Source organism: Corynebacterium gottingense (assembly GCF_002285125.1).
GTDB lineage: Bacteria > Actinomycetota > Actinomycetes > Mycobacteriales > Mycobacteriaceae > Corynebacterium > Corynebacterium gottingense.
In genome coordinates, this window is record NZ_NSGN01000010.1 from 33202 (window position 1) to 55519 (window position 22318).

At 66.8% G+C, this 22318-nt stretch carries 21 protein-coding genes; 12 read left to right on the top strand and 9 right to left on the bottom strand.

What is annotated here, in order from left to right; all coding sequences use genetic code 11:
* Nucleotides 1-26: 26 nt before the first annotated feature.
* Nucleotides 27-1202 carry an alpha-amylase family protein gene (locus CKJ82_RS09845; RefSeq protein ID WP_095537991.1) on the top strand — a complete coding sequence of 392 codons (1176 nt, stop codon included), beginning with the start codon at nucleotides 27-29 and terminating at the stop codon, nucleotides 1200-1202.
* Here CKJ82_RS09845 and CKJ82_RS09850 read toward each other — a convergent pair.
* Nucleotides 1199-1741: a hypothetical protein gene (locus CKJ82_RS09850; protein WP_095538042.1), complete on the bottom strand. Its 543-nt coding sequence runs from the start codon at nucleotides 1739-1741 to the stop codon at nucleotides 1199-1201. The two genes, CKJ82_RS09845 and CKJ82_RS09850, sit on opposite strands and share 4 nt — an antisense overlap.
* Nucleotides 1742-1791: 50 nt before the next feature.
* Entirely contained in the window at nucleotides 1792-3114 is a 1323-nt protein-coding gene (locus CKJ82_RS09855) for a M20/M25/M40 family metallo-hydrolase (RefSeq protein ID WP_095537992.1), read from the bottom strand.
* Nucleotides 3115-3342: 228 nt separating this feature from the next.
* Here CKJ82_RS09855 and CKJ82_RS09860 point away from each other — a divergent pair, with 228 nt between their 5' ends.
* Both CKJ82_RS09860 and CKJ82_RS09865 read left to right on the top strand, forming a co-directional pair.
* Nucleotides 3343-3927: a TetR/AcrR family transcriptional regulator gene (locus CKJ82_RS09860; protein ID WP_133064065.1), complete on the top strand. Its 585-nt coding sequence runs from the start codon at nucleotides 3343-3345 to the stop codon at nucleotides 3925-3927.
* Nucleotides 3928-3949: 22 nt separating this feature from the next.
* Nucleotides 3950-4543 carry a TetR/AcrR family transcriptional regulator gene (locus CKJ82_RS09865; protein WP_095537993.1) on the top strand — a complete coding sequence of 198 codons (594 nt, stop codon included), beginning with the start codon at nucleotides 3950-3952 and terminating at the stop codon, nucleotides 4541-4543.
* On the opposite strand, the gene CKJ82_RS09870 is transcribed toward CKJ82_RS09865, so the two are convergent.
* Together CKJ82_RS09870 and CKJ82_RS09875 are read right to left on the bottom strand one after the other, a co-directional pair.
* Nucleotides 4524-5360 (bottom strand): serine hydrolase, encoded by an 837-nt coding sequence (locus CKJ82_RS09870; protein WP_095537994.1) that lies wholly within the window; start codon nucleotides 5358-5360, stop codon nucleotides 4524-4526. The two genes, CKJ82_RS09865 and CKJ82_RS09870, sit on opposite strands and share 20 nt — an antisense overlap.
* Complete coding sequence (locus tag CKJ82_RS09875; RefSeq protein WP_095537995.1) at nucleotides 5357-6349, bottom strand: App1 family protein phosphatidate phosphatase; 993 nt, start codon at nucleotides 6347-6349, stop codon at nucleotides 5357-5359. Before CKJ82_RS09875 ends, CKJ82_RS09870 begins: the two co-directional genes overlap by 4 nt.
* Before the next feature lie 20 nt (nucleotides 6350-6369).
* On the opposite strand from CKJ82_RS09875, the gene amn reads away from it, so the two are divergent.
* The 4 genes from amn to CKJ82_RS11865 all read left to right on the top strand — a co-directional run bounded on the left by amn (nucleotide 6370) and on the right by CKJ82_RS11865 (nucleotide 10743).
* Entirely contained in the window at nucleotides 6370-7761 is a 1392-nt protein-coding gene (gene amn / locus CKJ82_RS09880; protein WP_095537996.1) for an AMP nucleosidase, read from the top strand.
* Between the two features lie 26 nt (nucleotides 7762-7787).
* Nucleotides 7788-8693, top strand: a complete 906-nt coding sequence (locus CKJ82_RS09885; protein ID WP_095538043.1) for a Sir2 family NAD-dependent protein deacetylase — start codon at nucleotides 7788-7790, stop codon at nucleotides 8691-8693.
* Nucleotides 8694-8749: 56 nt separating this feature from the next.
* The gene (locus CKJ82_RS09890; protein WP_095537997.1) at nucleotides 8750-9670 is read left to right on the top strand and encodes a CAP domain-containing protein; all 921 of its coding nucleotides are present in this window, start codon (nucleotides 8750-8752) and stop codon (nucleotides 9668-9670) included.
* Between the two features lie 128 nt (nucleotides 9671-9798).
* Nucleotides 9799-10743, top strand: a complete 945-nt coding sequence (locus tag CKJ82_RS11865) for a hypothetical protein (RefSeq protein WP_095537998.1) — start codon at nucleotides 9799-9801, stop codon at nucleotides 10741-10743.
* Nucleotides 10744-10769: 26 nt separating this feature from the next.
* Here the strand turns inward: CKJ82_RS11865 and CKJ82_RS09900 are convergent, their stop codons facing one another.
* Nucleotides 10770-12068 (bottom strand): dicarboxylate/amino acid:cation symporter, encoded by a 1299-nt coding sequence (locus tag CKJ82_RS09900; protein WP_095537999.1) that lies wholly within the window; start codon nucleotides 12066-12068, stop codon nucleotides 10770-10772.
* 164 nt (nucleotides 12069-12232) lie between these two features.
* Here CKJ82_RS09900 and CKJ82_RS09905 point away from each other — a divergent pair, with 164 nt between their 5' ends.
* A complete protein-coding gene (locus CKJ82_RS09905) occupies nucleotides 12233-12763 on the top strand; it encodes a gamma carbonic anhydrase family protein (RefSeq protein ID WP_095538000.1) in 531 nt (176 codons plus the stop codon).
* On the opposite strand, the gene CKJ82_RS09910 is transcribed toward CKJ82_RS09905, so the two are convergent.
* Nucleotides 12719-13789: an ROK family transcriptional regulator gene (locus CKJ82_RS09910; RefSeq protein ID WP_095535858.1), complete on the bottom strand. Its 1071-nt coding sequence runs from the start codon at nucleotides 13787-13789 to the stop codon at nucleotides 12719-12721. The genes CKJ82_RS09905 and CKJ82_RS09910 overlap by 45 nt on opposite strands.
* Before the next feature lie 169 nt (nucleotides 13790-13958).
* Here CKJ82_RS09910 and CKJ82_RS09915 point away from each other — a divergent pair, with 169 nt between their 5' ends.
* The gene (locus CKJ82_RS09915) at nucleotides 13959-15662 is read left to right on the top strand and encodes a DUF885 domain-containing protein (RefSeq protein ID WP_240510753.1); all 1704 of its coding nucleotides are present in this window, start codon (nucleotides 13959-13961) and stop codon (nucleotides 15660-15662) included.
* Here CKJ82_RS09915 and CKJ82_RS09920 read toward each other — a convergent pair.
* Nucleotides 15659-16672, bottom strand: coding sequence for an AbrB family protein (locus CKJ82_RS09920; protein WP_095538002.1), 1014 nt, complete (start codon nucleotides 16670-16672; stop codon nucleotides 15659-15661). The genes CKJ82_RS09915 and CKJ82_RS09920 overlap by 4 nt on opposite strands.
* 26 nt (nucleotides 16673-16698) lie before the next feature.
* Here CKJ82_RS09920 and CKJ82_RS09925 point away from each other — a divergent pair, with 26 nt between their 5' ends.
* Both CKJ82_RS09925 and CKJ82_RS09930 read left to right on the top strand, forming a co-directional pair.
* On the top strand, nucleotides 16699-17457 hold the full coding sequence (locus tag CKJ82_RS09925; protein ID WP_095538003.1) for a TSUP family transporter: 759 nt from the start codon (nucleotides 16699-16701) through the stop codon (nucleotides 17455-17457).
* A 22-nt stretch (nucleotides 17458-17479) separates the two neighbouring features.
* The gene (locus CKJ82_RS09930; protein ID WP_095538004.1) at nucleotides 17480-18082 is read left to right on the top strand and encodes a TetR/AcrR family transcriptional regulator; all 603 of its coding nucleotides are present in this window, start codon (nucleotides 17480-17482) and stop codon (nucleotides 18080-18082) included.
* Here CKJ82_RS09930 and CKJ82_RS09935 read toward each other — a convergent pair.
* Nucleotides 18075-19538: an amino acid permease gene (locus CKJ82_RS09935; protein WP_095538005.1), complete on the bottom strand. Its 1464-nt coding sequence runs from the start codon at nucleotides 19536-19538 to the stop codon at nucleotides 18075-18077. The two genes, CKJ82_RS09930 and CKJ82_RS09935, sit on opposite strands and share 8 nt — an antisense overlap.
* Nucleotides 19539-19572: 34 nt before the next feature.
* Nucleotides 19573-21744: an ATP-dependent RNA helicase gene (locus CKJ82_RS09940; RefSeq protein ID WP_095538044.1), complete on the bottom strand. Its 2172-nt coding sequence runs from the start codon at nucleotides 21742-21744 to the stop codon at nucleotides 19573-19575.
* A 25-nt stretch (nucleotides 21745-21769) separates the two neighbouring features.
* Here CKJ82_RS09940 and thpR point away from each other — a divergent pair, with 25 nt between their 5' ends.
* Nucleotides 21770-22312, top strand: a complete 543-nt coding sequence (gene thpR / locus CKJ82_RS09945; RefSeq protein WP_095275281.1) for an RNA 2',3'-cyclic phosphodiesterase — start codon at nucleotides 21770-21772, stop codon at nucleotides 22310-22312.
* Nucleotides 22313-22318: the final 6 nt, after the last annotated feature.

A 22318-nucleotide genomic window follows, 5' to 3' on the forward strand; every position in this document is an offset into this window, starting at 1 on the left:
TTGTCCGCTGACGAAAGGGAAATACCGTGAAACAGCAGCTCGTAGACGCCATCTGGTGGCACGTCTACCCCCTTGGCGCGACGGGTGCCCCCATTCGCGACGCAAAGGATGCCGCGCACCGCCTTCCCCGCCTCGAGGCGTGGCTGGACTACCTCATCGAGCTCGGCTGCAACGGCATCCTCCTCGGCCCCATCTTCGAGTCCGTCGCGCACGGCTACGACACGCTCGACCACTTCCGCATCGACGCCAGGCTTGGCGACGACGCCGACTTCGACCACTTCGTCGCCGCGTGCCACGAGCGCGGCATCCAGGTCATGCTCGACGGCGTGTTCAACCACGTCGCGCGCACCCACCCGTGGGTGGCCGAGGGCCTCGCCGGCGGCACCGACTGGGAGGGCCACGAGGAGCTGGCCACCCTGCACCACGACGACCCCAGGGTCCAGGACGCGGTAACCGACATCATGCTGCACTGGCTGCGCCGCGGCATCCAAGGCTGGCGCCTCGACGTCGCCTACTCCGTGCCCGCCGAGTTCTGGCGCACAGTGCTTGGGCGGGTACGCGAGGAGTTCCCCGACGTGTGCATCCTCGGCGAGGTCATCCACGGCGACTACGCCGAGATCGCCGAGGCGGGCACGCTCGACTCCGTCACGCAGTACGAGCTGTGGAAGGCGCTCTGGTCCTCCATCTCAGACACCAACTTCTGGGAGCTCGACCACGCGCTGGGCCGCCACCGCGACATTGCTAAGCGGACGCTTCCCAACATCTTCATTGGCAACCACGACGTCGACCGCATCGCCTCCAAGGTGGGCCAGGACGGGGAGATCGTCGCGCTCGCCCTGCTCATGAGCCTGCCCGGCATGCCCAGCATCTACTACGGCGACGAGCAGGGCTTCGAGGGGGTGCGCGGCGAGGGCTTCGCGGCTGACGACGCCATCCGCCCTCCCCTCCCAGCCTCCCCGGCAGAACTCTCCGAGCTGGGCCAGTGGGTCTTCGAGGAACACAAGAAGCTGATCGGCGTGCGCCGCCGCAACCAGTGGCTCACCCACGCCGACGTGGAGGTGCTGGACAAGGAAAACGCCACGATCTCCGTGCGGAGTCGTGGCGAAAACGGCGAGGAGATCCAAACCGACGCGTGGCTCGAGCCCGCGCCGGGCGTGCGCATCCGCGCAGGCGCCGAGGTCCTCTACGAGTGGGGGAGTTAGCGCGGCAGGGAGGAACCCTGCGCGTACTGCGCGAGCAGCTGCTGGACGATCGCGCCCAGGTCCGGCAGTCGCACGGTCGCGACGTTGGCCACCGGCACGTCGATGGTCGGCGCGCCCTGCGGGGCGAGCACGATCACGTTCTGGGGGTTCTGCTGCGCGGCCGGTGCGGGCTGGGCGGGCTGCGTGGCCGGCGCGGGCTGTGCCGGCTGGGCCGGCTGTGCGGGTTGCGCCGGCGCAGCGTTGCTGGTGCCGCCGTTGGTGCCCTTGAGGCCGCAGCGGTTCGCCGCGTTCTCTACGCGGGCGAGGGCGTCGAGGATCTGCGGGCCGCGGCTGTCAAAGCGGGCGATGGTCTGGGCCTGGCGGACCTTGGCGTTGTAGTCGGCGTCGTTGGTCCAGTACTTCTCGGCCTGGGCGCAAGAGATTTCGCCGGCGGGGAGCTTGGCAAGGGCGTCGTCAATCGCGTCGGCGTGGGCGGCGGCCGGGGCCGCGGCGAGCGTGCCCGCGACGGCGGCGGTCATGGCAAGGGAGCGGAGTTTCATGACCGCCAGTATGTCACGGATGTGACGCATGTGAAAGGGGAGCGCGCAAATTACGCGTTCACCATGCGGCGGATCAGGCTGCGGTAGGCCTGCGTCGTGAGCTCCACGTCGGTCAGGTCGACGTACTCGTCGTGGCTGTGCAGGAGGTCGAGCACCTTACCCAGCGTGTTCTCGCGCTTGTGCATGGCAAAGCCGTAGCCCACGCCGCCCTTGCGGCGGGCAAAGCGCAGGTCGGAGCCGCCCGCGGCGAGCGTGGGGACCACGGCCGCTTCGGGGAAGAACTCGGCGAAGGTGTCCACGATGGCGTCGTAAAGCGGGCCCTCGGTGGGGGAGACGGTGGCGTCCTCGGTGATGAGGTGGGTGATCTCCACTTCAGCGGCCAGGTCGCCGAGCGCCTCGCGCAGCAGGTCGTCGATGTCCTCCTGGCTCTGGCCCGGCAGCTGCCGGATGTCCAGCTCGATCGAGGCCTCGGACGGCAGGACGTTGATCGCGCCGCCCGCGCGCAGGACCGTCGGCGCCACGGTGAGGTGGCTCATCGCGTGCGAGTAGCGCTGCAGCTCGCCGAACGCCTCGTAGCCCTCGCCGCGCAGCAGCGCCTGCTCGGTCTCGGGGTCGAACTTCCAGGCGCGCACGTAGCCGGGCCACGGCTCCTCGGAGCTGACCTCCGGCGTCAGGGCGGCGATGCGCTCGGCCACCTTGCCAATCTTGGCAATGGTCAGCTCGCGCCCGTGCGGCGTGGAGCCGTGCCCGGCGTCGCCGTGCACGGTGAGGCGTCGCTGCGCCGCGCCCTTTTCGCCGATAACGACGACCACCGCATCCGACCCGTCCTGCACTGGCAGGTGGGAGCCGCCTTCCTCGGACAGGCAGTTCTTCCAGGAGAACGCGTCCGGTGCGTGCTCCGCCAGCCAGCCCACGCCCAGGCCGCCGCGGGCCTCCTCGTCGGCGCAGCCCACGAAGGTGAGGGTGCCGGTGGGCTGGGTGCCGGACAGGGCCACGTCGCGCACGGTGGCCGCCATCGCGGCGGTGATGTAGAGCATGTCGGTGGCGCCGCGGCCGTACAGGTGGCCGTCGATAATCTGCGCCCCGAACGGGTCCTTGGTCCACTTCGCCTCGTCGACCGGGACCACGTCGGTGTGGCCGAGGAGGGTGAGCGGCTCGGCGGAGGGGTCCGAGCCCTCGATGGTAAACGCGATGGAGGTGCGGCCTGGGTGGGGTTCGAAGCGCTCGACGCGCACGTTCGGCGCGTCCGCGAAGAAGCGCTCGAGGACGTCTGCGGCCTTGGATTCCTGCCCGGAATCGGGGGTGAGATCGTTCACGCAAGAAATTTGGACGAGTTCTTTGAGCAGCGTAATGGTGGTGTCCGCTAAAGTCATACAAATCAGCTTTCTTAAATTTGGCGGATGCGGTAATTTACATCTGTTGCGGTCTAATGTGAAGACTGAACGATATTGAGCAGCGCTGAACCGCACGGTACGGCGCAATATTTGAGGATAACGCGAGACCTGGCCTCACTGAAGAAATCAGGAAAGCTGAGAATTTAAATCAGAACCTGAGTGATCCTGAGGGCGAGGCGAGCAGAAACCCGGGAAGAGGTGGAAGCGGTGGCCCGTAGAGAAGGCAGCATGGACCCGAGGGCGATTCGTACGCGCAACGCCTTCCTGGACGCGGCGGAGACGCTTCAGCGCGAAAAGAAGACCGAGGACATCACGGTGTCCGCGATCGTGGGCCTGGCGGGCATGAGCCGGCAGGTGTTCTACGAGCATTTCGACGGCCGCGACGCCGTCGTCGGCGCGCTCATGGAGCGCACGTTTCGGCCGCTGCTTCAGGAATACGTGAAGACCTACGAGCGCACCGGCGACCCGGAACAGGCCATCGAGGGTCTCGTGGCCGGCATGTACAAGGAGCGCGACCTGCTGCTCAACGTCGTCGGCGGCCCGGCGCTCACCTACACCCTCAAGCTCTTTACTACCCCGGAGCAGCCGATGCTGCGCGGGGTGGTGGACGCGATCCTGGAGCGCCAGGGCGAGCTCGAGCCGAGCCTGCTGGAAGGCGTGGAGGACTTCCTCCGCGCCGGCGCCTTCCGCCTCCTGGTCGCCTCGGTGCGCGAGGCGGATTCGGCAGAAGACGCGGCGAAGCGCGCCAATAGCGTGCTTGGACTCTTGCGCGCGTCGATCGTGGGCAGCTAGCTCCGAAGGAAGATGAATTGTTATGGCACGTCGTGAATCGAGCTCCGACCCCCGCGCGGTACGCACCCGCGAGGCGTTGATCTCCGCCACCATCGCGTTGCTGGTTGACCACAAGGTGGAAGACCTTTCCGTCTCCGGCATCGTGAAGGCGGCGCAGGTGAGCCGCCAGGTGTTCTACGAGCACTTCCAGGACCGCGATAGCGTGGTCATCGCCGCGGGCGAAGCGGTCCTTGGGCCGGCGTACCGCGACTTTGCCTACAACTTCGACGGCGACACCGACTACTCCGCGCAGGTGCACAAGCTCGCCGAGGTGCTCGAGCCGCACGAGTGCATGATCCGCCACCTCATCGACTCGCCCGTGCACGGCAAACTCAACCAGATGATCTGCGAGCTCATGTTCCCGCCGATCCGTGCGAACCTGTGGAAGTCGCTGGAGCGCGGCGGCATCCAGGCCACCGACGAGGTCATCGATGATGCAGCGATGTTCATCGTGGCGGGCACCCAGCACCTCTTCGTCACCGCGTACCGCGACGAGATCGACGTCGGCGTGACCGCCGCGCGCGTCGACCGGGTGCACGACCTGATGGGGCAGCTGCTTACTCGGAAGCGGGGCTAACGCTGGCGAGTGCCTCGGCGAGCTCGTCCAGCGCGTCGGTGGTGTCCTCGAAGGAGCCGTCCTCGCTGATCGCGGCCATGGAGACACCGTAGCGCTTGTCGGCGAACTGCCCGAAGCCCAGCTGCCGCGACTGCCAGGAGCCGTCGGTGTCGTCGCTCCACCCGCCCTTGAACGGGATGCCCAGGGCGCCGAGGCCCCAGGACTGCGACTTATCCACGTGCACCATCTTGTCCAGGACCGCGTTGTCGGGCTTCCGGTCGGAAAGTTCCGCGAGGTAGTGGGCGTAGCGGGCCTGGGAGTTCAGCGACCACTCGCTCGTGCCCCAGGCCTCCTCGAGCGTGGCCGTCGCGCCCGCCTTGGCCAGCTCGTCGGCGACCAGCTTCTTCGCGCCGCCCGCGGCCGCCAGGCACATCCAGAGCTGGTCCGCCGACCCGTTGTCGGAGACCTCGATCGTGGAGGTGATGAGGGTGTCCAGCACTTCCTCGCTCGCGTCGCAGTGTTCCGTGGCGGCCATTGCGACCGGCACCTTGATCGTGGACCACGCCGCGAGGCTGGTGACGTCGCCTGCGGTGACGGCGGCGTCATCGTCGTCGATAAGCACGATGCCCATGCTCGTGTCCGTGTCCGCCTCGATCCTTTCCACCTCCGCCTCGAGCCAGTCGGGGTCGACGCCGACGGTGTCGTCCACCTCGGTGAGTCGGCGCGAGAGCGCGTCCGAGTCGGGCTCGGCGGGGGTGTGCGCGATGCGCACGAACGACGCCGCGACCAGCAGGATCACGACGCCGGCGAAGGCGAGGGCGAACGGTTTGCGGCTCACAGGTGCCGGTATTCCTCGAGCAAGTCAAAGCCGGTGTGGCCGTGGATCGACTTGATGGTGCGGTAGTTGCCCGGCTGCGAGATCGTGGTGGTGGTGCCGTGGGCCAGCATGTGCTCGGAGCGGCTGAGCTCGCGGATGGCCACGAGCCGCACGCGGTCGGGGTGCTCCTGCACCAGGTCGGAGTAGAGCATCGGGTCGTGCTGGCCGTCGTCGCCCACCAGCGTCCAGCGGATGTTGGGGAAGTCCACGATGAGGTTGCGCAGCGCCACCCGCTTGTGCTCCTTGCCGCTGCGGAACAGGCCGGTCGGGGTGGGGCCCCAGTCCGTGAGCAGCAGCGGGCCGCGCGGCAGCTTCTCGCGCGCGATGAAGTCGGTGAGCGTGTCGTAGGTGTTCCAGGCGCCCGTAGAGACGTAGAAGGTGGGCTCGTCGGGGCCGAGGACGGCGCCGTAGAAGTCGTCCATGCCCGCGATCGGCTGGCGGGTGTTCGTCTTTTTCACCCACGAGTTCCAGGCGGCGAGCATGGCGCGCGGCAGCATGGTCACCATGATCGTGTCATCCACATCGGAGATCAGGCCGTGGGTGACGTCGTCCGAAATGATCTGCACCTGCGCTTCGCTCGGTTCCGCGCTCAGCGGTGTGCGCACCGTGGCGGTGTGCCAGCCGGGCTCCAGCCCGTGGTCCAGGATGAGGACCTCGAGGTAGCCGTTGCCGTTCGTCTGCGCAGTCACTGTCTGCGCGCCCAGCGTCACGGTGACCTCGATGTCGGGCACCTGGGTGGTGAAGAACTGGCGGTAGCCGCGCTCCACCTCCGTTTTCGGTTCCCGCTCCGGGTCCGCCATGAGCACGCGCCCAAGCACGCGGGCGCGCTCGGAGTTGCCGTAGCCGGTAAAACCCGTGACCTGTGGCGCCCAGCCCCGGCGGGCCTTCGCTTTCACGTCCGCGTTATTGATGCGGTGCTCCGCCCAGCGGACCACGTCTGAAAATCCCATAAGCCAGTAGTCTAGGCGCTATGGACAGAGTCGAGAGTGCGCACGTGGCCGTCGAGAAGCTCATTGAGCTCTACACCGCATCGTGTGAGCTCGCGCGAGACGCGCTCACCAGCGGCGACTACGCGCGCTACAAGGACGTGTACTACCCCAAGCTCTCCGTGGAGATCGGGCAATGGGTGCCAGTGGACCGCTCCGAGCCCTTCGGCTACGTCGACGAGGCCGGCACCTACTCGGCGGTGCTGTCGCGGCCCGACCTCATGGCGCCGTACCTGCGCTCGCAGCTCGAGGCGCTGACCGCCAACTACGAGTGCGAGATCCGCGTCGGCTACTCGGAGACCCGCATCCCGCCCGAGTACATCCGCGGCACCGGCCCGCGCCCCGCGAACACGGAGAACGCAGTGTTCGTGCCTCGCCCCACCCTTGACGAGGTGCACGACGCAATTATCGACGGCCACTGGGACGCCTTCCACGGCGAAGAGAAGCCCCTCTTCCACTTCGGTCCGCAGCGCTTCGACCTCGCGCTGGCCCGGCTGGAACACTACACAGGCATCCAGGTGGAGTCGCTGCAGAAATTCATCCTGTTTACCAACTACGCCATGCACGTCACCGAGTTTGTGCGCTTCGGCGTCGCGGAGCTGGCGCGCGAGGGCTCGCGCTACACGCGCCTCGTGCTGCCCAGCGGCGAGACCATCTCCGACACGGTGGCGGTGGAGAACCTGGAGCTGGGCTCGAAGTTCCAGATGCCGCGCTACGACCTGGTCACCGAGGACGGCGACGGCATCACCATGATCAACATCGGCGTCGGCCCGTCGAACGCAAAAACAATTACGGACTCGCTGGCGGTGCTGCGCCCCGAAGCGTGGATCATGATCGGCCACTGCGCCGGCATGGACGCGCGCATGCGCATCGGCGACCTCATCCTGGGCAACGCCTACGAGCGCAAAGACAACGTGCTTGACGAGCACATCCGTCCCGACTCGCCCATCCCCGCCGTTCCGGAGATCCAGCGCACCCTGGAGAAGGCGGTGGCGAAGATCTACGGCGACGACACCTCGCTCATGCGCACCGGCACCGTCCTTTCCACCAGCGACCGCAACTGGGAATGGAAGGCGCCGCGCGACCTGTGGGAGTGGCTGCGCGGCTCCACCGCGGCGGCCGTGGACATGGAGTCCTGCACCATCGCGGCAAACGGCTACCGCTACCGCGTGCCCTACGGTGCGCTGCTCGCGGTCTCCGACCTGCCGCTGCACGCGGTGCCGAAGCTGCCCGCGGCCGCCCAGACCTTCTATTCCAATTCCAAGGAGGCGCACGTGATGTGCGCGGTGCGCGCGATGGAGAAGCTGGCCAAGAACCCGCAGCGCCTGCGCACCCGCAAGCTGCGCCGCACGATCGGAGAGCTCCCATTCCGTTGAGCTCCTTCGACGATCCGGCCGTGCAGATGGCGCACCGCAGCGCCGTGCGCTCCATCGAGCGAGTCGTCCACGAAACCACCGCGCCCACCGACCCGGACCTCGCGCTCGAGCGCGTCGTCGCGCAGCTGCGCCGCGGCAACGTCCTGGTCATCACCGGCGCGGGCGTGTCCACCGATTCCGGCATCCCCGACTACCGCAGCGCCGGCGGCCGCCTGACCAAGGGCCGCCCGATGACGTACCAGGAGTTCGCGCACTCGCCCGCCCAGGTCCACCGCTACTGGGCGCGCGCCTTCGTGGGCATGCAATTCATGCGCGCCGCCGCGCCCAACCGCACCCACTTCGCCCTGGTCGAGTTCGAGCGCGCCGGGTTGCTCACCGGTATTGTCACCCAGAATGTCGACGGCCTCCACCTCGCCGCCGGCTCCCACGACGTCATCGCCCTGCACGGGGATATGGAGCACGTCGTGTGCCTGGACTGCGGGGCGCGCCACGCTCGTTCGCTTATCGACGCCATGCTCACCCACGCCAACCCCAACTTTTTCAATTCCGTGGAAGTCACCGGCAACATGATCAACCCGGACGGCGACGTGGAGCTGCGCGCCAGCGACGTGGAGCGGTTCCACATGATCGCCTGCCCCGCGTGCGGCGGCCAACGGCTGAAGCCGGACGTGGTGTACTTCGGCGAGAATGTGCCGACGGGGCGCAGACAAGCAGCCCGGGCGTGGCTGGACGAGTCCGCTTCGGTCCTGGCGCTGGGCACGTCGCTGGCTGTGATGAGCGGGTACCGATTCGTCCTGGACGCCCGCAAACAGGGAAAGCCCGTCGCGGTGGTCAACGGCGGGCCGGGGCGCGCCGACCCGAAGGCCACGACGCTGTGGCGCACCGGGGTCGCCGACGCGATGGACGCAATTCTGGACGAGCTGGATCTCTAGGAGTTGTAGGGTGAAGGGGTAACTTTTGCCCGAAAACTTGCTGAAAGGCCCCTGACATGCGTTTTCGTTCCCTCGCAATCGCAGCATGCGCCGCGACCGCCCTTGCCGTCGCGCCCGCCGCTTCCGCCGACCCCGCTCCGGTTACCGGCGTGGAGCTGAACCAGCTCGCCGACCAGGTCGTCACTTTTGAGGCGAAGTTTGACCTCACCCGCGACAACGAGATCGCCCTGCAGAAGGTGCGCGAGCTGCGCGCCGACATGTGGGACCGCAACGTGCCGTTCAACGGCGAGACCCTGCAGTACGCGGCGAAGGTGAACGGTCTGAAGACGAAGGAAGCCTACGTCAACGACGTGAGGATCGACCACGGCTACGCGCTCATCGCCCTGCAGCGCGCGCTGGAAGAGGCCGGCGGGATCGACCACACACGCCCGTACAACGGAACGTGCAGCAACGAGTGTGGTTCGCTGTGGACCGCGACGATTCAGGGCGAGCAGCCGTTCGGCGAGAACCTCTCCGGCGAAGAAGACATGGCGAAAGCCATGCGCGGCTGGGGCTACGACGAGCTGGACGCCCTCTACGACTCGAATGGCCAGTTCAACAACGCCAACGGCCACCTCTACAACCTGATTAACCCGGACCGCACGTGGTTCGGCGTGGCGTCGGTGCGTACGGCCGAGGGCACCGCTAGCGCGTGGGAAGCCGCGGGCAAGGCCTCCGGCGTGACCGCGTTCCCCGAGGGCGCGCGCACCGAGGCGCTGGCGCGCCCGGCGAACAACGGCGAGACGCCGTCGACGAAGGCGGTTCCGTTGCCGAAGAAGAGCACCCCGAGCAGGGGGCAGGGCACTCAGGGCACTGTGTCGCTCGGCGGTGGTTCCGAAACCGAGAAGATCATCGGCATCATCTTCGCCATCATCGGCGTCCTGGCCGGCATCTACTCCTTTGTGAAGCAGTACCTGCCGGACGTGCTGCCGAAGTAGGGGTAAATTCCATTCTGGCAGCTGACAGATAATGGACGCACAGCAAGTGTGAATAAAACGGGCAGCCAACACTCAAGGGGTGTATATACTTCAGACGGTTTTCGTTTCCCGTCTGTAAGGAGAACACTTTGAAGAAGAAAGCGACCGCGCTGGTAGTCGCGGCCTCGGTGGCTATGTCGGCGCTCGTCAACCCCGTGGGCCTCACGGCGCAGGAGATAACGGCAGCGGACTTGTACGAGCCGAGCATCACTCCGATCGGGGCTTTGGAAGCTGGTCCAACTGAGGAGCTGTCGTTTTTCTTGTCCGATGAGGGCCCCGAGTTCCTGGATATGGAAATCCTTGAGTTCGATTCACCGTATCCGGTGACGTATCGAGTGGAAACCCTCAATGGATTCCGTGAGTACATCAACATCACCCTCGAGAAGAAGAAGATCTACCCTGCGGCTTTCAATGTTCCGGTAAAAGTCCGCGTGAACTACACTGACGGTAGCTCTGAAATAGTCACTGGGGACTTCCCGATCCACCCGCTTGCCTCGCTAGTGGCTGACAGTCCAGCAGCTCCGAAGTCGTCGACGCAGCAGACTACTGCTCCGGTGACGAAGACTGTGACAAAGACGGTGACCCCAGCACCTGTGGCAGCTCCGACGACAAAGGTGATTACGACGACGGTGACCCCGGCGCCGGTGACGACGACGGTGACCCCGGTACCGGTGACGACGACGGTGACCCCGGCACCTGTAACGACGACGGTGACCCCGGCAGCTCCGGCGGCAAAGACGGAGATGGCCGCTGTGACGGTTACTGAGACCGCTACGGAAACTGTGAGTCAGCCGGCACCGGTGATTACGGAAGCCGCGGAAAAGCAAGCGCCGACTGTGACTGTTACGGCCCCCGCCACTACGGTAACGAAAACCGTTGAAAAACCTGCGAAGCCGAATGCTCAGCAGGACAAAGGCTCGAGCCTGAGCACTGGTGCCATTGTTGGCATCGTTCTAGCGATTCTGGCAGCTGCCGGCGGTGCCGCCGCGGCAGTCGCTGGTGACGTGCTGCCCGCCGGCATTTTGCCACGCTAGAGCGTTATCAATTTTTCGCCGAAAAGTTAGTTGACCGAGGCTGGGATGCCTTTTCCGGCCTCCTTGCCCGCGTCCCAGACGTCCTTGTCCAGGATCTTCTCGCGCGTGGACACCACGGCGGCCACGACGGCCTGGCCGGTGACGTTGACGGCGGTGCGGCCCATGTCGATGATCGGCTCGATGGCCAGCAGCAGGCCGACGCCCGCCAGCGGCAGGCCGAGGGTGGAAAGGGTGAGCGTCAGCATGACGGTCGCGCCGGTGGTGCCCGCGGTGGCCGCGGAACCCAGCACGGAGACGATGACGATGAGCAGGTAGTCCATCATTCCCAGGTCGACGCCGTAGAACTGCGCGACGAACAGGGCGGCGATTGCGGGGTAGACAGAGGCGCAGCCGTCCATCTTGGTCGCCGCGCCCAGCGGCATGGCAAAGGACGCGTACTCGGAGGGCACGCCCATGGACTGCTCGACGGTGCGCTGGTTCACCGGCATCACGCCCATGGAGGAGCGGGTGACAAAGCCCAGTGCGGTGACGGGCCAGACGCGCTGGAAAAACTCGACCACGTTGATCTTGTTCGCGGCCAGCACGATCGGGTAGAGCACGAAGATGACCAGGGCGAGGCCGATGTAGATGGCCAGGACGAACTGGCCCAGGTTGCTCAGGGCCTCCCAGCCGTAGGTGGCGACTGCGTTGCCGATCAGGGCCGCAGTGCCGATCGGAGCGAGGCGGATGACCCACCACAGCACGACCTGAACCACCTTGAGCAGCGACTCGGAAAACTTAATAAACGGTTCGGCGGACTTGCCCGCCTTCACCGCGGCGACGCCGATGAGCAGGGAGACCACGAGGATCTGCAGCACGTTGAAGTTCACCGACGCGCCCGACTCGGTGACCTTGGCGGTCAGGCCAAGGAAGTTCGACGGGACGACGGAATCCAGGAAGCCCATCCAGGAGCCGGTGGTCGACGGCTCGGCGGCCTCGGCCGCGTCCACGGTGGAGTTCGCGCCGGGCTTGAGCACGGCGCCGACGACGATGCCGATGATGACGGAGAAGAACGCGGTGATGGCGAACCACACCAGCGTTTGCACGGCCAGGCGGGCCGCGTTGGAGACCTGGCGAAGGTTGGCAATCGAGGTCACCACGGCGGTGAACACCAGCGGCGGGATGAGCAGCTTGAGCAGCTGGACGTAGGTGCCGCCGACCCAGTCGAGCAGCCCGGAGAGCCACTCGACGTCGCTACCTGCGGCGATGAAGCCGAGGATGAGGCCGATAATCAGGCCGTAAATCACTTGGGCGCCAAATCCGGTCGCCCACTTTGGAAGAGACATGCGCGCTCCAATGCGTTGAAAGAATCTATACAGGTCTGTACTTACTCAACGCAGAGTAGCAGCGTGTCGCCTAAAAATTAATTCGCTCAACAGACAGACAGGACGGTCTACCTGGGCGTTTTGACTACGCTCGGAGGGCACACCCAACACAGTGAGGAGCACCAATGTCCAGTATCTACTCGTTCGAGGGGAAGACCCCGCGCATCCACCCCAGCGCCTACATCGCCCCCGGGGCCACCATCATCGGCGACGTCACTATCGCCGAGGACGTCAATATCTGGCCGGGCGCGGTGCTGCGTGGCGACGTCGGCGCTATCGAGATCGGGGCGCGCTCCAACGTCCAGGACGGCTCGGTCATCCACGTGGAGACGGGAAGCACGACCGTCCTCGGGGAGGACGTCACGGTTGGGCACATGGCAATGGTCCACGGCTGCACCGTGGAGCCGGCCTGCCTGATCGGGATGAGCGCGACGGTGCTCTCCGGCGCGCGCGTGGGCGAGGGCAGCATCGTCGGCGGCGGGGCGGTGGTCCTGGAGGGGCAGGTCGTCCCGCCATTTTCCGTTGCGGCCGGGGTGCCAGCGAAGGTGCGCAAGCAGCTGGACGCGGAAACCCGCGAACAGCGGGTGCGCCACGCCGCGGGCTACGTGGAGCTAGCTCGCCGCTACCGTGAGGGGCTCGCGGAGCACGAGGTCTAGCGCCGCGGCGCGGGCGATGTCGCGCACCACCTCAGCGTGGGTGGGGATCATGCGCAGCTCGGGCGCCTGCTCCATTTCGGCGCGCACGGTGCGGGCGAAAGGAGCGGGGGCGTGGGGGTCGTCGATAAACGCGCTCCCCGCGATGACCACCGTGGACGGCGCGTGCTCGGTGCTGAGCTTGGCCACCAGGCTGCCCAGGTCGCGGGCGCGTTCGTCCAGCGCGGTGCGGGTGTCGGGGCTGGAATCCTGGACGGCGTCGAGCAGCGTGGCAAGCCCCGGCTTGTGAATACGCTCGAGCAGGCCGCGCGTGGTCAGCTCGTGCCGCTTCACGCGGATCGGCTGCACGCCGTCGCCGGTGGACACCGCGCAGCCGATCGAGTCGTCCGCGAACAGCGCCATGATCGGCCCGTCGCCAAGGTCCAGGTTCGACTGCATCTCGGAGCCGATGATCGCAGCGCTAATCGACGTCACCTCAACCGGCACAGAAAACTGCTCCCGCAACTGCCCGGCGAGGTCCACGCCGTCCCAGCCCAGGTTCACGGCGATGACGGTGCCGTCCTCCGTCACGGTGCCCGACGTGGTCACGCCGAGGGCGGCGAGGCGCCGCTGCATGCCCGCGGTGAGGCGGTTGAGTGCCGCCATGAGGTGCTGGATGACGTCGTCGGGCGTCATGCTGGCGACGGGCAGCTCGAGGTCGACGCAGCGCAGGGTGCGACCGCGCAGGTCGAAGACGGCGACGTAGGTGAAGTCGGTGCCCACGGCGATGCCGCCGTAGATGGGGTCGGGCTCGGCGAGCTCCAGGGGGATCGTCGGCCGACCGCGCCCGGTGGAGCGGGTGAGGTCGGTTCGCTCGTTGACCAGCCCGGCCTCCGTGAGCGCGGCGATGGCGCGCGTGACGGTCGGCTGGGAGAGCCCGGTGGCTTGCACGAGTTCACTGCGGGACGTGAGGTCCTGCAGGCGAATGAGGTGGAGACACTTCGCCGCGGGGGTCGTCGGGCGAGTGAACGGCAATGTTGTGCAAGTCATGTGAATATATTTACTCACTGGCAGACTGCTTTGTCCAGTCGTCGCCCTAAAAATGGCCGAAAAATGCCGTCTCACCATATGAAAACGTGTGCTCTGAGCAGGACAGACAGCTTGGTTCAAAAGATTTCCGATCGCAGGAAAATTCGCAGGTGGGTTAGAATCCCCAATCATGACGTCAGTTCTCCCGACCGAGCCCACACCCGAGCACGCGCCAGGTGCGATGCCTGGCCGAGAGCCATCGCTTCTCGACGCCACGTGTGAGGACTTCGTCTACGACTACGCCCAGCTCACGCCCACCCTGGGCACGCAGATCGGGCTCGAAGGCTTCGACGCCGACCTCCAGGACTTCAGCCCCGAGTACTGGGACGCGACGGCGGATCGCATCCGCGACCTCATCGCGGACGTCGACGCGCTCAATGACTCCACTGACGCCTCCGACGACGAGGATGACTTCGACGAGGTGGACAGCCTCACCGCCACGATCCTGCGCGACCGGCTGGCCTACCACCTGGAGCTGCACCACCAGGGCGAGTTCCTGCGCCGGCTGAACAACATCGAGTCGCCCGTCCAGACGATCCGCGACTCCTTCCTGCTCATGCCCAAGGTGACGGAGGAGGACTTTGACAACGTCGCGGCCCGCCTGAGCAAGGTGCCCGACGCGCTGTGCGGCTACACCGAATCCCTCTCCGAGGCGGCGAACACCGGCAACGTGGCGTCGCACCGCCAGATCGACGCGGTGATCAACCAGTGCGAGACGCTCGGTGAGTCCGGCTCAACCCTGGACTACCTGGGACTGCCGCCGGAGTCGAAGGTGGTGGAGGAAGCCAAGGAGGCGTTTGCCAAGTTCGCGGACTGGCTCTCCACCGAGCTGTCGCCGCAGGCCAACCACGAGGACGGGGTGGGCCGCGACCGCTACGAGCTGTTCTCCGAGTACTTCTTGGGCTGCGAAGTGGACCTCGATGAGGCGTACGCGTGGGCGGAAGACGAGTTGCGGGTGACCGTCGATAAGCAACAAGCCCTGGCGCGACAGCTGTACGGCGCGGAGACGAGCGTGCCGGCGGCGTACCGGCGCCTCAACGAGGATGACCGGTACACGCTGCACGGCACCGACGCGCTGCTGGAGTGGCTGGACAAGGTGAACGCGGAGGTCGTCGAGTGCTTCGCCGGCAGCGAGCTCGACATCCCGGAGGACATGCCAGGCGTCCAGACCGCGATCGACCGGGCCGGGTCCGGTGGCGTCTTCTACACCCCGCCGAGCGACGACATGCTGCGCCCCGGCACCATGTGGTGGTCCGTGCCGGAGGGGCAGGAGACCTTCCACACCTGGCAGGAGCTGTCCACCGTGTTCCACGAGGGCATCCCCGGCCACCACCTGCAGCACGGCGCTGCGCTGCTCAACCGCAACGAGCTCAACCTGTGGCGGCGCTCCGTGTGCTTCAACTCCGCGCACGGCGAGGGGTGGGCGCTCTATGCCGAGCACCTCATGGAGAACTTCGGCTGGTTCGAGGACCCCGGCTACCTGATGGGGCTGCTGGACTCGCGGCGCCTGCGCCTGGCCCGCGTGATGGTGGACATCGGCGTCCACCTGAGGAAGCTCTCGCCGGACGGCAGCGGCACCTGGGACGCCCAGTACGCGAAGGCGTTCCTGCGCGACAACTGCGCCATGCCGGAGACGCGCATCTCGTTCGAGCTGGACCGCTACATGGGGTGGCCGGGGCAGGCGCCGTCGTACGCCATCGGCTACCGCGACTGGTGCACGCTGCGCGAACGCGCGCTGGCCCAGGGAATGACTGCCGCCCAGTTCCACACCAAGGCGCTCGGCCTCGGGTCAATGCCCATGGACATGCTCGCCCACGAGGTGCTCAACCACTAGCGCGAAAGCTTCCGCAGCAGGTTGGGCAGGTAGCCGGCGACGATGAGGATGCACACCAGCCGGATGATCTGCAGCGACACCACCGCCGGGCCCGCGCCGCCCTCCGCGGACAGCGCGAGCGCGGTCTCCAGCGCGCCCGGCGTGGTGGCCAGGTAGCCCTCGTAGAGCGAGAGCCCGAGCCACTTGGACATCACCCAGCCGGACGCCGCGCACGCCGCCATGAGCAGCACGATGTAGGCGAGCGTGGCCGGCAGCAGCCGGCTGAACTGCCGCAGCGCCGGCACGGAGAGCCCGCCGCCGCACATCCAGCCGAGGCAGAGGAACGCCCCCACCATGAGCGGCTGCGGCGGGATGATCTGGAACGGGGTGAGCGAACCGAGGAGCGCGGTGAGCAGCATCGGGCCGAACACGCTGGAGTTGGGCAGGCGCAACAGCTTGCCCAGCGGCTGGCCCACCAGCACGATCGCCGGCACGAGCAGCCACATCCACCAGTACGGGTCCGTTTCCTCCGGGGCGTGCGTCTGCGGTGCGCTGAGCAGCCCCGCCACCAGCGGCAGAGTCATAGAGACCACGAGCAGGCGGAGGTACTGCGTGAGGGTCACGTAGCGCACGTCGGCCCCGACGTCCTTCGCAATCGCGGGCATTAACGACGCCCCACCCGCCAGCAATGACAGCACCCCGGTCTCCCGCGACACACCGTGGTTAGCCAGCACGAAGCCGCCGGCGAACGCCAGCACGATCACGAACGCGGCGGCGGCGATGCCAGGAAGGAGAAAAGGTAGCAGCTCCCTCGGCGGGATGCCCACCAGCGGCAACGCCGCCATCACGCCGACTGCACCGCGGGCGAGCCGGAACACGCGGTCATCCAGCGGCAGGTCGCTGCCGGTGATCAGCGCCGCGGCGCCGGAGGCGATGATGGCGCCGAGGATCCAGGCTGCGGGCACATGGAGCGCGGAGAGCACCCAGCCCAGCAACACCGAAGCCGGGGCCACAAACATCCAACGCTGCATAGGACCTCATAGTAGCGTTTACTGCCATGGGCACACTTCTCCTGCTCGCGATGGCGTCGGCGGCCGCCGGGTGGATCGACGCCGTCGTCGGTGGGGGCGGACTCGTCCTCATCCCAGTCCTCATGTCCGCGACCGGAATGCCGGCGGCGAGCGTGCTGGCCACCAACAAGGTCGCGGCGGTGACCGGCACCGCCTCCGCCGCGGCGACGCTGGTGCGCAAGGTTGGCGTCCCGCGGGTGACCTGGGGGTACGCGGTGGCGGCGGGGTGTGCGTCGGCAGGCGGGGCCCTGGCGGTCGCCCTGATCAGCGACTCCGTCATCCGCCCCGCGATCATCGCCCTGCTGCTGGCCGTGGGTGTCTTCATCACGCTTAAGCCCGAGTTCGGGGCGGAGGGAAACCGGCTGATCACCCGGCGGCGCGCGCTCATCGGGCTGGCCATCGCGGCCGCGGTCGGCTTCTACGACGGCATCTTTGGCCCCGGCACCGGCATGTTCCTCATCATGGGGTTTACGGCCGTGTTCACCCAGTCGTTCCTGCAGTCCGCCGCGATGGCGAAGGTGATCAACACCGCGACGAACACCGGGGCGCTCGCCGTGTTCATCGCGGGCGGCTTTGTTGAGTGGAAGTTAGCGCTCGTGCTTGCTGCGGCGAACGTGGTGGGCGCCCAACTGGGGGCAAGGACCGTATTGAGCGGCGGTTCAAAACTCGTGCGTATCGCGCTTTTGGTGCTCGTTGTGGTGCTCTGCCTGCGCCTCGGGTGGCAGGAACTGCTGACGCGCTCCTAGGGATATGCCAGAATATTGACGTATGGCACACATTGATCGTGACGCAAAAGGAAACGGTTCCGCCAAGAAGCTCACCACCGAGGAGCGGATCTACGCATCCGTGCTCCGCATCGCGCAGCGCGAGGGGTTTAGCGCAACCTCCATCGACGCGGTCGTCGCCGATTCCGGTGTGGCCAAAACGACCATCTACCGTCGCTACGCGGACCGCAAAGAGATGCTGGTCGACGCGCTGGACAACATCGCCATCTCCATCCCCAACATCGTGGACTACTACTCCGAGGATGACGCGCTGACCAAGGAGGCGTTCCGCGAGTACATCACGGAGCTCGGTTCCTTCATCGAGGACAATGTGGGCACCCGCGTCTTCGGCTCGCTCATCGCCTCTGCCGACCCGCTCGTGGTCGCGTGGCGCGAGCGCTTCGAAGAGGCGTTCTACGACAGGTTCATCGAGGACATCGAGGACGCCCAGACGAAGGGCACCCTGCGCCCCGAGGCCGACCCGGGCGTCGTCGGCGCAATGGTCGTCGGTGCCGTGATTCTGCGCTCCACTTTTAACGTGGGCAGCGCGAAGCTGCAGGCCAAGCGCATCACCGAGGTGTTGTGGCCGGTGATTGGCGTTAGCTGAGGGTGAGTGTGCCGTCGATAAGCCTGAGCACCGCGAACGTGGCGCCGACGACAACGATGGCGACGACGACCCACTCGAACGCATTGAACAGGCGCTCCTTGTTGTGCAGGCGCGTCCACACGTACGGCACGATGCACGGCAGGACCGCGAGCGCGCCCAGCAGCACGTAGACCGGGTCCGCGGCGTAGACGAGCCACAGCGAGTAGACGAACCCGACCACGCCGATGATGAGGCTGCGGCGGTCGTCCGCGCGGGTGGTGGCCGGCCCGGAGTCGTCGAAACGCTCGCCCGCGTGCGGGTGGCTCAGGCCCTTGCCGCGCGAGGCCAGCAGGATCAGGTACAGCGAGGAGAAGATGTACGGCAGCAGGTACATGATGGTGGCCAGCTGCACCATCGCGTTATAGGAGGCCTCGTTGGCAAAGAAGATGATGACAAAGAGCTGGATCACCACCGTGGAGATGAGCTGCGCGCGGAACGGGGAGCCCTCGTTGTTCGTCTTGCCCAGGGCCTTGGGCAGCAGGCCGTCGTTGGCCATGAGCACGATCGGCTCCGCGCACAGCATCTGCCACGACACGTAGGCGCCGAGCACCGACAGACACAGGCCGATGGAGATGAACACGCCGCCCCAGGGGCCGACGACCGCCTCGAGGACCGCGCCCATCGAGTTTTCCGGCAGCGCCGCCAGCTCCGGCTGGGTGAGCACGCCGTAGGACAGCGTCGACACCGCGACCAGCAGCAGGAGGACGGAGAGGAAGCCGATGATGGTGGCGCGGCCGACGTCCGTGCGCGTGCGCGCCTGCTTGGAGTACACCGAGGCGCCCTCGATACCGATGAACACCCACACCGTGTACAGCATGATGCCCTGCAGCTGCTGGGAAAACGGGATCGAAGAACTTTCGCCCCAAAAGTCCAACGTGAATTTGTCCCAGGAAAAGCCGAGGAAGGCGACGAGGACCACGAAGCACAAAATCGGCACCAGCTTGGCCACCGTGGTGATCACGTTCATCACCGCGGCCTGCTTCACCCCGCGCGTGAGCATGGCAAAGATCGTCCAGGTCAGGACGGTCACCGCGCCGGCCAGCACCCAGTCGTTTTTAAACGCGGGCACGTAGTAGCCGATGGTGGAGAAGAACAGGGTGGCGTAGCCCACCTGCGCCATCACGGAGCCCAGCCAGTACCCTAACCCGCTGGTAAAGCCGATGAAGTCGCCCAGGCCCGCGCGCACGTAGGAGTACACGCCGGAGTCCAGGTGCGGCTTGCGACGCGCCAGGATCTGGAACACAAACGCGACAGAGAGCATGCCCACGCCGGCGATCACCCAGCCGATCAGCATCGCCCCGGGGCTGGCCACCGAGCCGATGTTTTGCGGCAGGGCAAAGATGCCGGAGCCGATGGTGGAGCCGATGATCAGGGAGACCAAAGTCCACATAGTTACAGTGTGGGCGCGGGTAGTCATGGCGAATAAGTTACCCGGCGAGCCCCGAAATCTGTTAGTTTTGGTGCTTTTTTGTGCGCGCAGTCGGCGTCGCGCTCCACGGGTCCTCCGGCCACGGGTGCTTGGGGTAGCGGCCGCGCATCTCCTTGCGCACGTCCTGATACGGGCCGTCCCAGAAGCTGCGGAGGTCGTCGGTGACGGCCAGCTCCCGCCCGGCCGGCGACAGCAGATGGAAGAGAAGTTTGCGCCCCGCGATCACCGGCGAGTCCGCCAGCCCGAACGCCAGCTGCAGCTTCACCCGCACGAGCGGTCGCCCCGTCGAGTAATCGATCCTGCCGATCGGCAGCCGCTCCGGCGCCAGCTCGTCCAGCTTCGCGGCCTCGGGCCACGGCAGCTGCCGCATGAGTGCGTTGCGCATGTTGAGCTCGCTTATCGACGCCCCACCCGCCAGCTCGCCAACCTCCACCGAATAGTCGCCACGCGACACCTCGGGCCACGGACTGCCAAGCGCCTCGTGCAGGAAGTCCAGACGCTGCTTGAGCTTCTGCGCGGCGTCGTCGAGTTGGAGATCCTCCAGGGAAATCCCTTTGAGCGCCCCCTGCGCCTCTTCCGGCGACAGTTTCACTGGCGTCGACGACAGCTCGATCGCGCCGACCGCCCGAACCTTCCTGCCGCGAACCTTCCCGTTGTGCAAGGTTGCTCGGACGGTCTCCTCGATCCGCGCTTCCGGCAGGTGGTACGGCGCGGCCTCGCGGATGATGGCGCCGCGGGACGTCCTCTGCACCTCGGCGGCGGCGATCCACTCTTCTTTTCCCGCAAAAGTTGCGCGGGTGCCGCTGGCCAGCAGGTACTCGTCGCCGACCCGCTTTGCCACCCACTGCGGGAACGCAGTCGCAATCACGTCGCCGTCGGGGACCTTTGGGGTGTGTGGCACGAGGCGGGCGAGCCGCTTCGCGTCCATGTCGCCGAGCCTGGCGACGCACTCCGCCGCCCCCGACCCGTACTCCAGCAGCGCCGCCCCGAGCCGGGGGTCCAGCGGCAGGCTCACCAGTTTTCGGCCAAAAGTGGTGATGGCGTTGTCGGCGTCGAGGGCTCCGAGTTGGCGGAGGGTGGTGTGGGCGTCGGCAAGCGACTGCTCCGGCGGCTGATCGAGCAACGGCAGGTCGGGGGAGCCCCACGCCGCGATGGCGAGCGCGGCGCCGGTGAGGTCGCTGGTGGCAATTTCCGGCGAAATGTCTGCCGCGAATTTTTGGAAGTCATCGCGGGAAAATGCTCGAATGACGTGCCCCGGCCCGAGCCTACCAGCGCGGCCCGCCCGCTGCTCCGCACTCGTGACGGCCTCCGAGACCGTGACCAGCCCCGTCATGCCGCGGTTGTCGCGCTTGGGCACGCGGGAGAGCCCCGCGTCGACGACCCGGCGCACGCCCGGCACCGTGATCGAGGACTCCGCAATACTCGTTGCGACGACGACTTGGGAGCTCCCGTTCAGCGCCTCGTCCTGCTCGGCGGAGGAAAGCCGCCCGTGCAGAGGTTTTGCGTCCTCACACGCGCCGCACACCAGGTCCACCTCGCGCGCGCCGGGGACGAACACGAGGGTGCGCGTTGTGCTGGCCTGCGCCAACTGCGCAACGTGGCGGTAGAAGTCGCGCGTGCCCTGGACGCGCTCCGGGTGTGGCGCGTACTCGATGTCCAGCGGGTGGGTCACCGCTTCCGTGGACATGACGCGCGCGCCCATGTGCTGGGCGAACGTGCCCGCGTCGAGGGTGGCGGACATGGCGGCGAGGTAGAGATCGTCGCGAAGCACGGCGACCTCCATGCACATGGCCAGCACCAGGTCGGTGTCCAGCTGGCGCTCGTGGACCTCGTCGAGGATGACTGCATTGACTCCCTCAAGCCCCGGATCCTTGAGCAGGCGGTTGAGGAGTACACCCGGGGTGACGAACTCGACGAGGCTGCCGTCGGCATGCTCGCCGCGGATGGAGTAGCCAACTTTTTGGCCCAAAGCTGAACCGTCCAGGTGCGCCAGCCTCCTCGCCGCCGATCGCACCGCGACTCGCCTCGGCGCGGTGACGATGGTCTTGCCAACCTTGTTTGCAATCGCCGGCGGCAGCAGCGTCGTCTTACCCGTTCCGGGTGGGGCTTGTACGACGAGCGGGCCGGAATCGGGCAGCTGGTCCAGGGAATCCGCTACTGGCAGACCCTTTCCGATTTTCGCAAGGTCAAACATGAGCTTCCAGGGTAGCGTGAGGGGCATGAGACGTCTCTTCGCAGCGATCGTCCCACCGGCCGAGGTCACGGAGCACCTCATTACCGCCCTGCGCCCGATCCGGGAGTTCTCCGGCACGGAGGTGCGCTGGACGGACCCGGACAACTGGCACATCACGTGCGCGTTTTACGGCAGCCAGCCGAACGACGCCGCCGCGGTGAGCGACCACCTTTCGCAGGCGACGGCGTTTACCCGCCCGCTGCGCCTGCACCTGCGCGGCGCCGGCTGCTTCGACCGCCGCACGCTGTGGATCGGCGTCGGCGGGGACAAGGCGCCGCTCAAGGACCTCATGGCGGACTGCCAGCTCGACCCGGAGCAGTGGCGGCGCCAGCGCGCCCACCTGTCCGTCGCCCGCAGGGGGACGAGGACGCGGGACATGCTGCTTCTCGACGACCACGCCCACGCCCTCTCCATCTACTCCGGCCCCGACTTCACCGTCGACGAGGTGCTCCTCATGGAGTCGCACCGTGGGCAAGGTCGAAGCGGCGGCCCGAAGTACGAGGTCGTGGACCGGTTCTACCTGCGGTAGGGGGCG

Excerpts from the sequence above, each read along its gene's own strand:
- CKJ82_RS09850 (WP_095538042.1), bottom strand. The coding sequence starts at position 1,741 with ATGAAACTCCGCTCCCTTGCCATGACCGCCGCCGTCGCGGGCACGCTC.
- CKJ82_RS09855 (WP_095537992.1), bottom strand. The coding sequence starts at position 3,114 with ATGACTTTAGCGGACACCACCATTACGCTGCTCAAAGAACTCGTCCAA.
- CKJ82_RS09865 (WP_095537993.1), top strand. The coding sequence starts at position 3,950 with ATGGCACGTCGTGAATCGAGCTCCGACCCCCGCGCGGTACGCACCCGC.
- CKJ82_RS09875 (WP_095537995.1), bottom strand. The coding sequence starts at position 6,349 with ATGGGATTTTCAGACGTGGTCCGCTGGGCGGAGCACCGCATCAATAAC.
- amn (WP_095537996.1), top strand. The coding sequence starts at position 6,370 with ATGGACAGAGTCGAGAGTGCGCACGTGGCCGTCGAGAAGCTCATTGAG.
- CKJ82_RS09885 (WP_095538043.1), top strand. The coding sequence starts at position 7,788 with ATGGCGCACCGCAGCGCCGTGCGCTCCATCGAGCGAGTCGTCCACGAA.
- CKJ82_RS09890 (WP_095537997.1), top strand. The coding sequence starts at position 8,750 with ATGCGTTTTCGTTCCCTCGCAATCGCAGCATGCGCCGCGACCGCCCTT.
- CKJ82_RS09900 (WP_095537999.1), bottom strand. The coding sequence starts at position 12,068 with ATGTCTCTTCCAAAGTGGGCGACCGGATTTGGCGCCCAAGTGATTTAC.
- CKJ82_RS09905 (WP_095538000.1), top strand. The coding sequence starts at position 12,233 with ATGTCCAGTATCTACTCGTTCGAGGGGAAGACCCCGCGCATCCACCCC.
- CKJ82_RS09910 (WP_095535858.1), bottom strand. The coding sequence starts at position 13,789 with ATGACTTGCACAACATTGCCGTTCACTCGCCCGACGACCCCCGCGGCG.
- CKJ82_RS09915 (WP_240510753.1), top strand. The coding sequence starts at position 13,959 with ATGACGTCAGTTCTCCCGACCGAGCCCACACCCGAGCACGCGCCAGGT.
- CKJ82_RS09920 (WP_095538002.1), bottom strand. The coding sequence starts at position 16,672 with ATGCAGCGTTGGATGTTTGTGGCCCCGGCTTCGGTGTTGCTGGGCTGG.
- CKJ82_RS09925 (WP_095538003.1), top strand. The coding sequence starts at position 16,699 with ATGGGCACACTTCTCCTGCTCGCGATGGCGTCGGCGGCCGCCGGGTGG.
- CKJ82_RS09930 (WP_095538004.1), top strand. The coding sequence starts at position 17,480 with ATGGCACACATTGATCGTGACGCAAAAGGAAACGGTTCCGCCAAGAAG.
- CKJ82_RS09935 (WP_095538005.1), bottom strand. The coding sequence starts at position 19,538 with ATGACTACCCGCGCCCACACTGTAACTATGTGGACTTTGGTCTCCCTG.
- CKJ82_RS09940 (WP_095538044.1), bottom strand. The coding sequence starts at position 21,744 with ATGTTTGACCTTGCGAAAATCGGAAAGGGTCTGCCAGTAGCGGATTCC.
- thpR (WP_095275281.1), top strand. The coding sequence starts at position 21,770 with ATGAGACGTCTCTTCGCAGCGATCGTCCCACCGGCCGAGGTCACGGAG.